Below are 14078 nucleotides of genomic sequence, written 5' to 3'. Positions count from 1 at the left end.
GGAACGATTAAAGCCGTTCCATGCATTGGACGCATCAACCGAGACCGGCCTACGTTCGGTGCATGCCTCCTGCCAGTACCAAGGCGGCCGCCACCGACGCGGTCGCCGACACCCGCCTTTCCCCCGGAGCCGCCGGCTACCGCCGGATGAGCCTCGCGCTCTTCGCCGCGGGAGTGGCCACCTTCGCCCTCCTCTACTCCACCCAGGCGCTGCTGCCCGCCGTCTCCGCGGAGTTCGGGGCCACCGCCTCGGCCGCCTCCTGGACGGTGTCCGCGGCCACCGGCGCGCTCGCGCTGTGCGTCCTGCCGCTGAGCGCCCTGTCGGAGCGCTTCGGCCGCCGCCCGATGATGACCGTCTCGCTGGTCGTGGCGGTGGTGGTGGGCCTGCTGGTCCCGTTCGCGCCGAGCCTGGAGTGGCTGGTCGCGCTGCGCGCCGTGCAGGGTGCGGCGCTGGCCGGGGTGCCGGCGTCGGCGATGGCGTACCTCGCGGAGGAGGTCCGGCCGAGGGCACTGGTCGCGGCGATCGGCCTGTTCGTGGCCGGGAACTCGATCGGCGGCATGAGCGGCCGGATCGTCACCGGCTGGATCGCCCAGCTGTGGGGCTGGCGCGCGGGCCTGGCCGCGGTCGGCGTGCTCGCGGTGCTGTGCGTGGTGGCCTTCCGGCTGCTGCTGCCGAAGGCCCGGCACTTCACGCCGGGCACGCTGAACCCGAAGGCGCTGGCGCGGACGGTGCGGACGCATCTGGCCGATCCGCTGCTGATGCGGCTGTACGCGATCGGCGCGCTGTTCATGACGGTCTTCGGCTCCGTGTACACGGTGGTCGGCTACCGCCTCGTCGAGGCGCCGTTCTCGCTGCCGCAGGGCGTCGTCGGCTCGATCTTCCTGGTGTACCTGGTCGGCACGGTCTCCTCCGCGGCGGCCGGGAAGCTGGTCGCCCGGACCGGCCGGCGCGGCGCGCTGTACCTGGCGGTGGGCACCACCGCGGCGGGTCTGCTGCTCTCGCTGTCGGACGGCCTGGCCGCCGTGCTCGCGGGCCTGGTCCTGATCACCGCGGGCTTCTTCGCCGGGCACGCGGTCGCCTCGTCGTCCGTGAGCCGGACCGCGAGGACCGGCCGGGCGCAGGCCTCGGCGCTGTACCAGTCCGCCTACTACCTGGGCAGCAGCGTGGGCGGCACGCTCGGGGCGCTCGCGTACCACCACGGCGGCTGGTCCGGCACGGTGCTGCTCGGTCTGGTGGCGGTGCTCGGCGTCGTGTCGATCACGCTGTACGGCACGCACGCGGCGCGGGTCGAGGAACGGCAGGCGCGCCGGGTCGCGAGGGGCGCGCACGGGGCGCACCGGGCGAACCGGGCCGCGGCTGTCAGTGTGCTGCGGTAGCTTCGCTGCATCGGTGTCGAACGGCGCCGTGGGGGCAGTTGGGGTGAACGCGATGAGCGATCTGGCGACGACCGGCGATCTCGACTCCAGGCTGGAGGAGTACCGCAAGGAGCTGACGGGGTACTGCTACCGGATGCTCGGCTCCGCCTTCGAGGCGGAGGACGCGGTGCAGGACACGATGGTCCGCGCGTGGCGCGGCATCGACTCCTTCGAGGGCCGCTCCAGCCTCCGCTCCTGGCTGTACCGGATCGCCACCAACGTCTGTCTGGACTCGCTGAACGCGGGGAACCGGCGGGCCCGGCCGATGGACCTGACCGCGGCGACGCCGGTGGCGCAGGCGCGGCTCAGCGAGCGGCCGGAGATCACCTGGCTGGAGCCGGTGCCGGACGGCCGGGTGCTGCCGTCGGTCGCCGACCCTGCGGAGACGGCGGTGGCGCGGGAGTCGATCCGGCTGGCGTTCGTGGCGGCGCTGCAGCACCTGCCGCCGAAGCAGCGGGCGGTGCTGATCCTGCGCGAGGTGCTGGCCTGGAAGGCCGCCGAGGTCGCTGAGCTGCTCGGTACCTCGGTCGCGTCGGTGAACAGCGCGCTGCAGCGGGCCCGGGCGACGCTGGCGGAGCAGACCCCGGCGACGTCGGACACGGCGAACCCGCTGGACGAGGAGCAGCAGCAGCTCCTGGAGCGCTATGTGACGGCCTTCGAGGGCTACGACATGAAGGCGCTGACCGCGCTGCTGCACGAGGACGCGACGATGTCCATGCCGCCGTACGACCTGTGGCTGCGCGGCCACGACGACATCGTCGGCTGGATGCTCGGGGTCGGCGAGGTCTGCCAGGGCTCGAAGCTGGTGCCGACGGTGGCGAACGGTTCGCCGGCGTTCGCGCAGTACCACCCGGACCCGGAGGGCGGGTTCAGCCCGTGGGCGCTGATCGTCCTCGAACTGTCGGACGGCAGGATCGGCGAGATGTCGTTCTTCCTGGACACCAAGCGCTGGTTCCCGCTGTTCGGCCTGCCGGACCGCCTGGAGGCCTGACTCAGAGCAGGGCCCCGTCCAGCCCGACCAGGGCCAGGAGCAGCCGCAGCTCCTGGCCGGCCCCCCGGAACCGCAGCGTGTGCCCGAGCCGCCCGGCGGTGAGCCGGAGCCGGGCGAGCGCGTCCACAACGGCGAGATCGGCCTGCCCGAGCGCGCCGACGTCGCACACGACCTCGGCCGGGTCGAGCCCGGCGAGCCGCCGCTCCAGCCCGGCACAGAGCCCGGGCGCGTCGGTGGGACCGATCCGGCCGGAGACGTAGAGGACGAGCGGTTGAGTGGTGTCCACACCTACGAGACCCGCGCGGGGATCCGAACTCATCGGTGTCCGAGGCGCCGCCTAGGCTCGCCCCATGACTCACGACCCTGTCGAGCTGGTGATCTTCGACTGTGACGGCGTCCTGGTGGACAGCGAGCCGCTGTACTGCCGGGTGGACCGGGAGGTGTTCGCCGAGCTGGGCGCGGAGTTCACCGAGGCCGAACTGGTGGAGCAGTTCGTCGGCTCCCCGGCGGAGGTGTGGACCGCGCTGGTCGAGGAGCGGCGCGGCCGTCCGCTGGAGCCGGGCTGGCAGGAGCCGTTCCGGCCGCGGTACGAGGAGACGCTGGACGCCGAGCTGACGGCCGTCGAGGGGGTCACCGGGGTGCTGGACGGGCTGGACGTCCCGTACTGCCTCGCCTCCAACGGCAGCCACGCCGAGATCCGGCGCAACCTGACCCGTACCGGCCTGATCGGCCGCTTCGACGACGCGCGGATCTTCAGCGCCCGCGACGTGGCCCGCGGCAAGCCGGCCCCGGACCTGTTCCTGCACGCGGCGGCCGTCATGGGTGTCGCGCCGGAGCGGTGCGCGGTCGTCGAGGACAGCCCGTACGGGGTGCGGGCCGCCCGCGCGGCGGGGATGCGGGCGTTCGGCTACTGCGGCGGCCTGACCTCCGCCGAGCGCCTCGCGGGCCCGGACACCCGGCTCTTCGACGCGATGCACGAGCTGCCGGGTCTGCTGGCGGGGGTGCGGGCATGAGCGGGCGGGTCGTGGACTGGTCGCGGGTGTTCCACGCGTACGGCACGGCGACGGACACCGGGGAGGTGCTGCGGGGTCCGCTGGCGGACGCGGGCGACCACCTGTGGTCGGCGATCCTGCACCAGGGCTCGGTGTGGCCGGCCACGCCGGAGGTGCTGCGGATCGTCGGCGGACGGTTGCGCGAGGCGCCTCTGGTGGGCCTCGCCTTCGTCCGGGACGTGGCGTCCTCGGTGAACGTGGGCGTGGAGGCGGAGGAACTGCGGGCGCGGGTTGCGGCGACGCCGACGGAGGAGTGGATCGCCGCGTACGTCGCCGCCGACGAGGACGAGCAGGTCGACATGTGGGACGACGACGAGGGCGACGTGGTGCTCGCGGGCGCGGCCCTGGACTGCTGGGACCTGCTGCCGGAGCTGGTCGGTCCGGTGTCGGAGTTCCTGGAGGACCCGGACCCGCAGGTGCGGGCGCAGGCGTGGGCGGCGGCCGGGAGGCTGCTCCTCCACCCCGAGGCCGCCGTCCGGAGGCCGGAGCTGCTGCCCCGGCTCGCGCGGCTCGCCGCGGCGGCGGAGTCGGTGGAGGAGCGGGCCTCGCTGGTCATGGACCTGGGTGAGTTCGGCGGCGATCCCACCCCCTTCCTCAGCGATCCGAGCCCGCTCGTACGCTGCGCCGCGGCGATGACCCCGCCGCTGGCGGACGACCCGGCGGCACACGAGGAACTGCTGCGGATGGCGGCGACGCCGACGGAGTTCGACGCCCTGAACGGCCTCCCCCGCTTCGCGGGTGAGCCGCCGCGCTGGACACTGATCGCGGTCCTGTCCCGCCGCCCGGTCGCCCCGTCCCGCCTGTACGAGCCCGCGCTCGCCGCCCTCCCCCACGCCTTCCGCATCGCCCCCTGCCCGGACCTGGGCCCGTACCTGGAGGCCCTCTTCGCGGACGGCTGGCCGGAGGAGCCGGCCCCCGAACAGCGGGACCTGGCCCGCGCCATCGCGTCCGACGACACCCTGTGGTCCCCGATCAACGGCAACCGGAAGATCACCCTGCGCGGCCTCGGCCTGCCGGGCGAGCGGGAGGCGTGGCAGGCGCTCGGCTGACGGGGAACCCCGGGGGACGCACTGACCTCTTAGGCTGTCCGATGATCATGGTGGTGCGCATGCGCCCCATGGAGCGCGTGCGACCTACTCGGGGGAGACATCACATGAGCCGTACGACAGCGATATCCGGCGACCGGACGGGACGCGGGGGCGCGGTGCGGGCGTTCTTCCGGTCGTGGGTGGGGGACTTCGAGCGGGCGCCCTCGGCCGAGAAGGTGGAGGACGGTCTCATCTCCGGGGTGCAGATCACGCGTACGCTCCTCGGCCTGGCCGCCGCCGTCTGGCTGATCGCGTCCTATCCGCTGAGCGACGGCGGGCAGGAGTTCGTGCTCACCAAGCTCCTCGAACTGGGCCTCGCCTGCGGCATCCTGGCGGTCGGCAGCATCGTCGGCGTCACCGCGTTCCTCGTCGCGAGCACGCCGGACCGCCGACGGGACTTCGCCGAACGGCTGCGCCGGCCGATCTCGGCCGCCCTCATGCTGCTCTGGGGCCCGCTGTGCGCCTGGCTGTCCTTCATGACCGTCACGGGCGATCTGGTCGACGGCACGGACCTGAAGGAGTTCTTCACCGCGATCACCGGCCCCGGCTGGATCTCCTCCGTCCTGGCCTTCCTCGTCCTGATCGTCGGCTGGCTCGTGGCGGCCGTGCTGCTGCTCGGCTCGATCCCGTACACGCTCCTGATCACCTGGCTCAGCGTCCTCACGTGCTTCCGGACCATGGACGTGCACCCGCTGCTCCCGCCGCTGCTCTCCCCGCTGCTGGTCTGGTCGCTGTTCGCGTTCCAGCTCTACAGCGGTCCGGATGTCGCGGCGCCGCCGGTCGTGCTGTATTCGTTCATGCTCGGCGGCCCGCTGTCGGTGACCGCGCTGTCGGTCTGGGAGGTACGCAGGCTGCGCACCCTCCACGGGATCACGTTGCGCTCCGCGCTGGGCCGCTGAACGACCGGGCCCCGACCGGCCGCCGGGACCGGTGGAAGCCACCGGTCCCGTACGGACCGCGTCAGGCGATGCGGTCCAGGACGATCGGGTTCGGGGTGAACGCCGTGCCCTCGGCCGCGATGTCCCAGGCACCGTCCAGGGACTTCAGGGCGTAGTCGAACTTCTCCGGGGTGTCGGTGTGCAGGGTCAGCAGCGGCTGGCCCGCGGTGACCGTGTCGCCGGGCTTGGCGTGGAGTTCGACGCCGGCGCCGGCCTGCACCGGGTCCTCCTTGCGGGCGCGGCCGGCGCCGAGGCGCCAGGCGGCGATGCCGACGCCGTACGCGTCGAGACGGGTCAGGACGCCGGACGACGGGGCCGTCACCACGTGCTGCTCGCGGGCGACCGGGAGCGTCGCGTCCGGGTCGCCGCCCTGCGCGGCGATCATGCGGCGCCAGACGTCCATCGCCGAGCCGTCCGCTAGGGCCTTCGCGGGGTCGGCGTCCTTCAGGCCGGCGGCGTCGAGCATCTCGCGGGCCAGGGCCAGGGTCAGCTCGACGACGTCCGCCGGGCCGCCGCCGGCCAGGACCTCGACCGACTCGCGGACCTCCAGCGCGTTGCCGGCCGTCAGGCCGAGCGGGGTGGACATGTCGGTGAGCAGGGCGACCGTCTTCACGCCGGAGTCGGTGCCCAGGCCGACCATGGTGCGGGCCAGCTCGCGGGCGTCGTCCAGGGACTTCATGAACGCGCCGGTGCCGACCTTCACGTCCAGGACCAGCGAGCCGGTGCCCTCGGCGATCTTCTTCGACATGATCGAGGAGGCGATCAGCGGGATCGCCTCGACCGTGCCCGTGACGTCGCGCAGGGCGTAGAGCTTCTTGTCCGCGGGGGCCAGGCCGTCGCCCGCCGCGCAGATGACCGCGCCGGTGGTGTCCAGGACCGACAGCATCTCCTCGTTCGACAGGAGCGCGCGCCAGCCGGGGATGGACTCCAGCTTGTCGAGCGTGCCGCCGGTGTGGCCGAGGCCGCGGCCGGAGAGCTGCGGGACGGCCGCGCCGCAGGCTGCCACCAGCGGGGCCAGCGGGAGGGTGATCTTGTCGCCGACGCCGCCGGTGGAGTGCTTGTCGGAGGTGGGGCGGGAGAGGGACGAGAAGTCCATCCGCTCGCCGGAGGCGATCATCGCCGCGGTCCAGCGGGCGATCTCGTCGCGGTTCATCCCGTTCAGCAGGATCGCCATGGCCAGGGCCGACATCTGCTCGTCGGCGACCTCACCGCGGGTGTAGGCGTCGATGACCCAGTCGATCTGCTCGGGGCTGAGCTCGCCCTTGTCCCGCTTGGTGCGGATGACGGAGATGGCGTCCATGGGCAGTGCCTCTTTCTACGCGCATAGAGGGGAAAGAAGGAGGAGCGGCCCTCCCATCGTGCCGGAAGGGCCGCTCCGAAGTGCTACTTGGCGAGGTGGTCCGGGCCGAAAGCCTGCGGAAGCATCTCGTCCAGGGTGAGCCGGCCGGCCGGGGTCTCCAGGACGAGCGCCGGGCCGCCGAACTCGTACAACAGCTGCCGGCAGCGGCCGCACGGCACCAGCGCCTCGCCGCGGCCGTCCACGCACACGAAGTGCGTCAGCCGGCCGCCGCCGGTCGCCTGGAGCTGCGAGACGAGCCCGCACTCGGCGCACAGGCCGAGCCCGTACGAGGCGTTCTCCACGTTGCAGCCGGAGACCACCCGCCCGTCGTCGACGAGCGCGGCCGCGCCGACCGGGTAGCCCGAGTAGGGCGCGTACGCGTGCGACATCGCCTCACGCGCGGCGGCCCACAGGCCCTCCCAGTCGACCACCGGGGCGGGCGAGGTCACTTGCCCTCGCCCTTGCGGTACCGCATGCCGTCCGCCTTGGGCATCCGCAGCCGCTGCGCCGAGAGCGACAGCACCAGCAGGGTGACCACGTACGGCGTGGCGCTGACGAACTCGACCGGGACGGTGTCCGTGCCGAGGTACCAGACCAGGACGCCCGCGCCGATGACGGCACTGATCGCGGCGGTGATCCAGCGCTTCTGGTACGCCTTCCAGGCCGCGAGGCCGACGAGCACCACGAACAGCAGCAGGAGCAGCGCGTGCACGGACTCGCCGCCGCTGCGCAGCTGGAGCGCGTCGGCGAAGCCGAAGAGCCCCGCGCCCATGGCGAGACCGCCCGGACGCCAGTTGCCGAAGATCATCGCGGCGAGGCCGATGTAGCCGCGGCCACCGGTCTGGCCCTCGTTGTAGATGTGCGAGGTGACCAGCGACAGGAACGCGCCGCCGAGTCCGGCGAGGCCGCCGGAGACGACCACGGCGATGTACTTGTACTTGTAGACGTTGACGCCCAGCGACTCGGCCGCGATCGGGTTCTCGCCGCAGGAGCGCAGCCGCAGACCGAACGAGGTCCTCCACAGCACGAAGAACGTGGCGACGAGCAGCAGCACGGCGAGGATCGTGACCAGCGAGAGGTTGGTGACCAGGCCGCCGAGGATGCCCGCGATGTCCGACACCAGGAACCAGTGGTGCTTCTCGATGTCGGCCAGCCAGTCGGACAGGCCCGGGATCGTGACCGAGGTGATCTCCTCGGCCGGCGGGGACTGCTTGGGGCTGCCGCCCTTGGCCGCGGCCTCGCCGGAGTTGAACCAGAGCTTGGCGAAGTAGGTGGTGAAACCGACCGCCAGGATGTTGATCGCGATACCGGAGATGATGTGGTCGACGCCGAAGGTGACGGTGGCGACCGCGTGCAGCAGACCGCCGAGCATGCCGCCGACGATGCCGGCGAGGATGCCGAGCCAGGGGCTGGTTTGCCAGCCGGCCCAGGCACCGAAGAAGGTGCCGAGGATCATCATGCCCTCGAGGCCGATGTTGACCACGCCGGCCCGCTCGGACCACAGACCGCCGAGACCGGCGAGGCCGATGGGCACGGCGAGCGAGAGCGAGGCGCTGATCTGGCCGGCCGAGGTGAGGTCCTGCGCGCCGGTGATGGCGCGGACGGCGGAGAGGGCGATGAGCCCGCCCGCGACGATCAGCAGGATCCAGGGAAGGGAGAGGCGGGAGCGGCCGCCCTTGCCACCGGACACCTTGGGGGCGGCAGGCGGCGGGGTGGAAGTCGCCGTGGCGGTCACGCCGACACCTCCGTCGAGTCGTTGGAACGGGCCTGGGCCGCGAGCTTCTCGCCGACCTGACGCTGCTGGCGCTTGATGCCGTAACGGCGGACGACCTCGTAGGCGATGACGACGCAGAGGACGATGACGCCCTGCATGACGCCGACGATCTCGCGGTCGTAGTCCTCGAACTCCAGCTGCTGGCCGCCGCGCTCCAGGAAGGCCCAGAGGATCGCGGCGAGCGCGATGCCGATCGGGTGGTTGCGGCCGAGCAGGGCGATGGCGATACCGGTGAAGCCGATACCGACCGGGAAGTCGCCGCCGAACTCGTACGAGTCGTTGAGCAGCGTCGGCATGCCGATCAGGCCGGCCATGGCGCCGGAGATCAGCATGGACGTGATGACCATCTTCTTGACGTCGACACCGCTGGCCGCGGCGGCCGTGTCGGACTGGCCGACGGTGCGCAGGTCGAAGCCGAAGCGGGTGCGCGACAGCGTGAACCAGTACGCGACGCCCGCGAGGACCGCGACGACGACGAAGCCGTAGATCGGGGTCGGCGTGGTCGGGAAGTCGAAGAAGCGCGAGGACTCCGGCAGCGGCGTCGTGGCGACCTTGGTGCCGGCCGCGTCCAGGTGGCCGAGGCGGCCGGGCTGCAGCAGGTAGCCGATGATCGCGGTCGCGATGAAGTTCAGCATGATCGTCGAGACGACCTCGCTGACACCGCGGGTGGTCTTGAGGACACCGGCGATGCCCGCCCACATGGCGCCGACGATCATCGCGGTGACGATGATCAGCGGGATCTGGACGATGCCCGGCAGGGTCAGCGCGCCACCGACGGCGGCGGCGAAGAACGCCGCGAGCCGGTACTGGCCGTCGACACCGATGTTGAACAGGTTCATGCGGAAGCCGATGGCCACCGCGATGCCCGCCAGGTAGTACGTCGTCGCCTTGTTGATGATGTAGACCTGGCTGTCCGACTTGATGCCGTAGTCGAACATGATGCCGAAGGCGCTGAACGGCTCCTTGCCCGTGGCCGCGAGCACCAGGGCGGTGATCAGGAAGGCGGCGACGATCGCGAGCACCGGTGCCGCGATGCCCAGGAGCAACCGCTCCTTGTCGATCTTCTTCATCGGGCCTCGTCCTCCGGGCCGTCGGTGCCCTCAGGGCCTTGTTCGTGCTCAAGGTGACCGGCGGCGGCGCCGGTCATGGCCGAGCCGAGCTCCTCCGGGGTGATGGTCGCCGGGTCGGCGTCCGCGACGAGCCGGCCGCGGTACATGACCCGCAGCGTGTCGGAGAGGCCGATCAGCTCGTCCAGGTCGGCGGAGATCAGCAGGACCGCCAGGCCCTCGCGGCGGGCCGCGCGGATCTGGTCCCAGATCTGCGCCTGCGCGCCGACGTCCACGCCCCGGGTGGGGTGCGCGGCGATCAGGAGCTTGGGGTCGTGGCTCATCTCGCGGCCGACGATCAGCTTCTGCTGGTTGCCGCCGGACAGGGAGGCCGCGGTGACCTCGATGCCGGGGGTGCGGACGTCGTACTCGCGCACGATCCGCTCGGTGTCCTTGCGGGCGGCCTTCAGGTCGAGGATCGCGCCCTTGGAGTTCGGCCTCTCGGTGACATGGCCGAGGATGCGGTTCTCCCAGAGGGGGGCCTCAAGGAGCAGGCCGTGCCGGTGGCGGTCCTCGGGGATGCAGCCGATGCCGTCCTCGCGCCGCTTGCGGGTCGGCGCGGAGGAGATGTCGGCGCCGTCCAGGGTGACCACACCGCGGTCGGCGCCGCGCATGCCCATGATCGTGTCGACGAGCTCGGACTGGCCGTTGCCCTCGACGCCGGCGATGCCGAGGACCTCGCCCTTGTGGATGGTCAGGGTGATCCCGTCGAGGACCGCGCGGACCACGCCGTCGGGGTCGACGGCGCTCAGCGACAGGTCCTCGACCGTCAGCATCGGCACGTCGGTGACGGTCGACTCGCGGGTCTCCGGGGAGGGCAGTTCGGCGCCGACCATCAGCTCGGCGAGCTGCTTGGTCGTGGTCTGCTTCGGGTCGGCGGTGCCGACCGTGGTGCCGCGCCGGATGACGGTGATCTCGTCGGCGACCGACAGGACCTCGCCCAGCTTGTGCGAGATGAAGATGACCGTGAGGCCCTCGGCCTTGAGCTCGCGCAGGTTGTCGAAGAGCGCGTCGACCTCCTGCGGGACGAGCACGGCGGTCGGCTCGTCGAGGATCAGGGTGCGGGCGCCGCGGTAGAGGACCTTGAGGATCTCCACGCGCTGACGGTCGGCCACACCGAGGTCCTCGACGAGGGCGTTCGGGCGGATGCCGAGGCCGTACGCGTCGGAGATCTCCTTGATCTTTGCGCGGGCCTTGTCGCCGATGCCGTACAGCTTCTCGGAGCCGAGGACGACGTTCTCGAGGACGGTGAGGTTGTCCGCGAGCATGAAGTGCTGGTGCACCATGCCGACGCCGCGGGCGATGGCGTCACCGGGGTTGCTGAACGACACCAGCTCGCCGTCGATCGTGATGGTGCCCTCGTCCGGCTTCTGCATGCCGTAGAGGATCTTCATCAGGGTCGACTTGCCCGCGCCGTTCTCGCCCACGAGGGCGTGCACGGTGCCGCGGCGCACGGTGATGTCGATGTCGTGGTTGGCCACGACGCCGGGGAAACGCTTGGTGATGCCGCGGAGTTCTACGGCGTTCGGACTGCTGGGGGTTGAGGCTTTGATGACGCACTCTCCATAGGCAGGGAGCGTGAGGAGCTTGAGGCGGGAACGCAGGCGCTGTCGGTGGCGAAAATTACCCTGTGGGCCGCGCGCTACGCGCGTAGCGTACGGAAAATAGTTCAACTGCCCACGGGCATACGTGTGAAGGGGGCCCGGAGTGTCGGTCGAAACCGCCCTCCGGGCCCCTCTCCGACGTGCGTCAGAGGGTCGTGTTGACCTTGATCTGGCCGTCGACGATCTTCTTCTTGGCCTCGTCGATCTGGGCCTGGATGTCCTTGAGGTGGTCACCCGTGGTGGTCAGCGAGACACCGTTCTCGGCCAGCGAGTAGGTGTGCGTGCCGGTCATCGGCTTGCCGTCCTTGACGGACTTGATCAGCTCGAAGACACCGGTGTCGACGTTCTTGACCATCGAGGTCAGGATCGAGTCGGCGTACTTGGACAGGGCCGGGTCCTTGGCCTGGTCCGAGTCGACGCCGATCGCCCAGGCGCCGTCCTTGGCCGCGACGGCCTCGATGGCGCCGGCGCCGGAGCCGCCCGCGGCGGCGTAGATGACGTCGATGCCCTTGTCGAGCATGCCCTTGGCGGCGGCCTTGCCCTTGTCCGGGGAGCCGAAGCCGGAGAAGTCCGTACCGGTGGACAGGTACTGGATGGTGACCGAGGCGGCCGGCTTGGTGTCCTTGACGCCCTGCTGGAAGCCGGCGGCGAACTTCTTGATCAGCGGGGTGTCGACACCGCCGATGAAGCCGATCTTGCCGTCCTTCGACTTCAGCGCGGCCGCGACACCGGCGAGGTACGAGCCCTGCTCCTCGGTGAAGACGATCGAGTCGACGTTCTTGGCCTCGGAGACCGAGTCGACCAGGCCGAAGGTGGTGTCCGGGAACTTGGCGGCGACCTTGTCGATCGCGTCCTTGTACGCGAAGCCGACACCGATGACCGGGTTGAAGCCGCCCTCGGCGAGGGAGGTGAGGCGCTGCTCGCGGTCGGCCGGGGTCTCACCGGTCTTCGCGGTCAGCTCCTTGGTCTCGACACCCAGCTCGGCCTTGGCCTTGTCGAGGCCGCGCGCGGCGGAGTCGTTGAAGGAGTTGTCACCACGGCCGCCGACGTCGTACGCCATGCCGACCTTGATGGTGTCCCCGGAGCCCGAGCTCTCGGTGGACGACTCGCCACACGCGGTGGCGGTGAGGGCGAGAGCCGCTGTGACAGCACACGCGGCGGTGATCTTGGATACCCGGCGCACGAGGTGGTCCCTTCAAGACTGACCGAAAGCGCCCCTTGCGGCGCTGGCTTGTGGGCGATCGTAACGCGCGTAGATGTCAGTTAAAGACCCGTTCATCAGTCGTTACCGGATCGACGCCCGCGAACTCCCACCCCCCATCCTGCGCCCGCCGCGCCCCCGGCGCACGCCGTCACGGTGCGATCGGGACCGGTCACCGTGGGGTGTGCGCGGCACGGCGCGCCGGGGTGGGCGGAGGAACGGTCAGGGGTGGGGCGGCGGCCGGATCAGGACTTCGGCGCGGCGTCCAGCAGGGCGGCGGCGGTGAAGAGCTCGACGCCGGCCTCGATGGCGCGCTCGTCGGCGTCGAAGTCGCCGCAGTGGAGGTCGCCGCGGGTGGTGTCGCCTGGGGTGCGGACGCCGAGGCGGGCCATCGCGCCGGGGACGTGCTCCAGGTACCAGGAGAAGTCCTCGCCGCCCAGGCTCTGCTCGGTGTCCTCGATCGAGAGCACGCCGCGGCGTGCCGTCATGGCGTCGCGCAGCAGCTCGGTCATCGCCGGGTCGTTCACCACCGGCGGGACGCCCCGGACGTAGTCGATGGTCGACTTGGCCCGGTGCAGGGTCGCGATCTCGTCGACCGCCGCGTGCACCAGGTCGGGCGCGTCGCGCCAGCCCTGCAGGTCCAGGCAGCGCACGGTGCCGGAGAGCTCGGCGTGCTGCGGGATGACGTTGCAGGCGTGCCCGGCCTCGATCCGGCCCCAGGTGACCGCGAGCCCGGAACGGGCGTCGACCCGGCGGGCGAGCAGCGCCGGGACCTCGGTGGCGACCTTCGCCGCGGCGGTGACCAGGTCCGTCGTCAGATGCGGACGGGCGGTGTGACCGCCCGGGCCGTCCAGGGTGATCTCCAGCCGGTCGCAGGCGGAGGTGATCGCCCCGGGCCGCAGCCCGATCCGGCCGGCGTCCACCCGCGGGTCGCAGTGCACCGCGAGGATCCGGCCCACGCCCTCCAGGACGCCGGACTCGATCGCGTCGGGCGCGCCTCCGGGCAGCACCTCCTCCGCGGGCTGGAAGATCAGCCGCACCGGGGCGGGCAGCAGGCCCTCGCGGTCCAGCTCGGCCAGGACCAGACCGGCGCCGAGCACGGCCGAGGTGTGGACGTCGTGTCCACAGGCGTGCGCCATGTTGGCCACGGTCGAGCGGTACGGGACGGTCTTGACGTCCGGGATCGGCAGCGCGTCGATGTCCGCGCGCAGCGCCAGCATCCGCCGGATCCCGACGCCGCCCTCGCCCCAGGAGCCCACGTCGCACATGAGTCCCGTGCCCGTGGCCAGCACCTTCGGCCGCAGGCCGGCGGCCTCCAGGCGCTCCTTGAGCCGGGCGGTCGTACGGAACTCCCGGTTGCCGAGCTCGGGGTGCATGTGCAAGTCCCTGCGGAACGCGATCAGTTCGGTGCGCAGGGCGGCGGGCAGGCGACCGGGCAGGGCGACGGAGTCGGGCTCACGGGACTTCAACTGGTTCACCTTTTGAAGGGTAGGCCCCAAGAGAGATCAACTGCCCGTCGATCAACAAAAGTTCAACCCGTTAGGGGAAGAAAGGCGGTGTCGGAACGCTT

General features: G+C 71.5%; 13 protein-coding genes. 5 read left to right on the top strand and 8 right to left on the bottom strand.

The features are described from left to right. The first annotated feature begins 62 nt into the window (after positions 1–62). Complete coding sequence (locus ABZO31_RS20685) at positions 63–1376, top strand: MFS transporter (RefSeq protein ID WP_406862711.1); 1314 nt, start codon at positions 63–65, stop codon at positions 1374–1376. 52 nt (positions 1377–1428) lie between these two features. After that, entirely contained in the window at positions 1429–2406 is a 978-nt protein-coding gene (locus ABZO31_RS20680) for a sigma-70 family RNA polymerase sigma factor (protein ID WP_406862710.1), read from the top strand. A gap of 1 nt (position 2407) precedes the next feature. On the opposite strand, the gene ABZO31_RS20675 is transcribed toward ABZO31_RS20680, so the two are convergent. Beyond that, positions 2408–2692 (bottom strand): STAS domain-containing protein, encoded by a 285-nt coding sequence (locus ABZO31_RS20675; protein ID WP_406862709.1) that lies wholly within the window; start codon positions 2690–2692, stop codon positions 2408–2410. 64 nt (positions 2693–2756) lie between these two features. Between ABZO31_RS20675 and ABZO31_RS20670 the strand changes: the two genes are divergently transcribed. From ABZO31_RS20670 to ABZO31_RS20660, 3 genes are all read left to right on the top strand, one after another. After that, complete coding sequence (locus ABZO31_RS20670) at positions 2757–3419, top strand: HAD family hydrolase (protein ID WP_406862708.1); 663 nt, start codon at positions 2757–2759, stop codon at positions 3417–3419. After that, positions 3416–4507 (top strand): hypothetical protein, encoded by a 1092-nt coding sequence (locus ABZO31_RS20665; protein WP_406862707.1) that lies wholly within the window; start codon positions 3416–3418, stop codon positions 4505–4507. Before ABZO31_RS20670 ends, ABZO31_RS20665 begins: the two co-directional genes overlap by 4 nt. 104 nt (positions 4508–4611) lie before the next feature. After that, positions 4612–5445, top strand: a complete 834-nt coding sequence (locus ABZO31_RS20660) for a hypothetical protein (protein WP_406862706.1) — start codon at positions 4612–4614, stop codon at positions 5443–5445. Positions 5446–5506: 61 nt separating this feature from the next. Here the strand turns inward: ABZO31_RS20660 and ABZO31_RS20655 are convergent, their stop codons facing one another. From ABZO31_RS20655 to ABZO31_RS20625, 7 genes are all read right to left on the bottom strand, one after another. Beyond that, a complete protein-coding gene (locus ABZO31_RS20655; protein ID WP_406862705.1) occupies positions 5507–6784 on the bottom strand; it encodes a thymidine phosphorylase in 1278 nt (425 codons plus the stop codon). A gap of 83 nt (positions 6785–6867) precedes the next feature. Continuing rightward, positions 6868–7272 carry a cytidine deaminase gene (locus ABZO31_RS20650; protein WP_406862704.1) on the bottom strand — a complete coding sequence of 135 codons (405 nt, stop codon included), beginning with the start codon at positions 7270–7272 and terminating at the stop codon, positions 6868–6870. Further along, a complete protein-coding gene (locus tag ABZO31_RS20645) occupies positions 7269–8558 on the bottom strand; it encodes an ABC transporter permease (protein ID WP_406862703.1) in 1290 nt (429 codons plus the stop codon). Before ABZO31_RS20645 ends, ABZO31_RS20650 begins: the two co-directional genes overlap by 4 nt. Next, on the bottom strand, positions 8555–9667 hold the full coding sequence (locus tag ABZO31_RS20640) for an ABC transporter permease (RefSeq protein WP_406862702.1): 1113 nt from the start codon (positions 9665–9667) through the stop codon (positions 8555–8557). The genes ABZO31_RS20645 and ABZO31_RS20640 overlap by 4 nt, the downstream gene beginning before the upstream one ends. Then, positions 9664–11256 (bottom strand): ABC transporter ATP-binding protein, encoded by a 1593-nt coding sequence (locus ABZO31_RS20635; RefSeq protein ID WP_406865421.1) that lies wholly within the window; start codon positions 11254–11256, stop codon positions 9664–9666. The genes ABZO31_RS20640 and ABZO31_RS20635 overlap by 4 nt, the downstream gene beginning before the upstream one ends. Before the next feature lie 196 nt (positions 11257–11452). Further along, a complete protein-coding gene (locus ABZO31_RS20630) occupies positions 11453–12490 on the bottom strand; it encodes a BMP family lipoprotein (RefSeq protein ID WP_406862701.1) in 1038 nt (345 codons plus the stop codon). Between the two features lie 263 nt (positions 12491–12753). Beyond that, a complete protein-coding gene (locus ABZO31_RS20625; RefSeq protein WP_406862700.1) occupies positions 12754–13986 on the bottom strand; it encodes an amidohydrolase in 1233 nt (410 codons plus the stop codon). Between the last annotated feature and the right edge of the window lie 92 nt (positions 13987–14078).

The organism is Streptomyces solicamelliae, assembly GCF_045348655.1.
Lineage (GTDB): Bacteria > Actinomycetota > Actinomycetes > Streptomycetales > Streptomycetaceae > Streptomyces > Streptomyces solicamelliae.
Note: the sequence above shows the minus strand (reverse complement) of the source record. Positions and strands in the feature narration are given on the sequence as shown.

Bases quoted from the DNA above. Each gene is read 5' to 3' on its own strand.
- ABZO31_RS20640 (WP_406862702.1), bottom strand. From the start codon at position 9,667: ATGAAGAAGATCGACAAGGAGCGGTTGCTCCTGGGCATCGCGGCACCG.
- ABZO31_RS20680 (WP_406862710.1), top strand. From the start codon at position 1,429: ATGAGCGATCTGGCGACGACCGGCGATCTCGACTCCAGGCTGGAGGAG.
- ABZO31_RS20670 (WP_406862708.1), top strand. From the start codon at position 2,757: ATGACTCACGACCCTGTCGAGCTGGTGATCTTCGACTGTGACGGCGTC.
- ABZO31_RS20685 (WP_406862711.1), top strand. From the start codon at position 63: ATGCCTCCTGCCAGTACCAAGGCGGCCGCCACCGACGCGGTCGCCGAC.
- ABZO31_RS20655 (WP_406862705.1), bottom strand. From the start codon at position 6,784: ATGGACGCCATCTCCGTCATCCGCACCAAGCGGGACAAGGGCGAGCTC.
- ABZO31_RS20665 (WP_406862707.1), top strand. From the start codon at position 3,416: ATGAGCGGGCGGGTCGTGGACTGGTCGCGGGTGTTCCACGCGTACGGC.
- ABZO31_RS20660 (WP_406862706.1), top strand. From the start codon at position 4,612: ATGAGCCGTACGACAGCGATATCCGGCGACCGGACGGGACGCGGGGGC.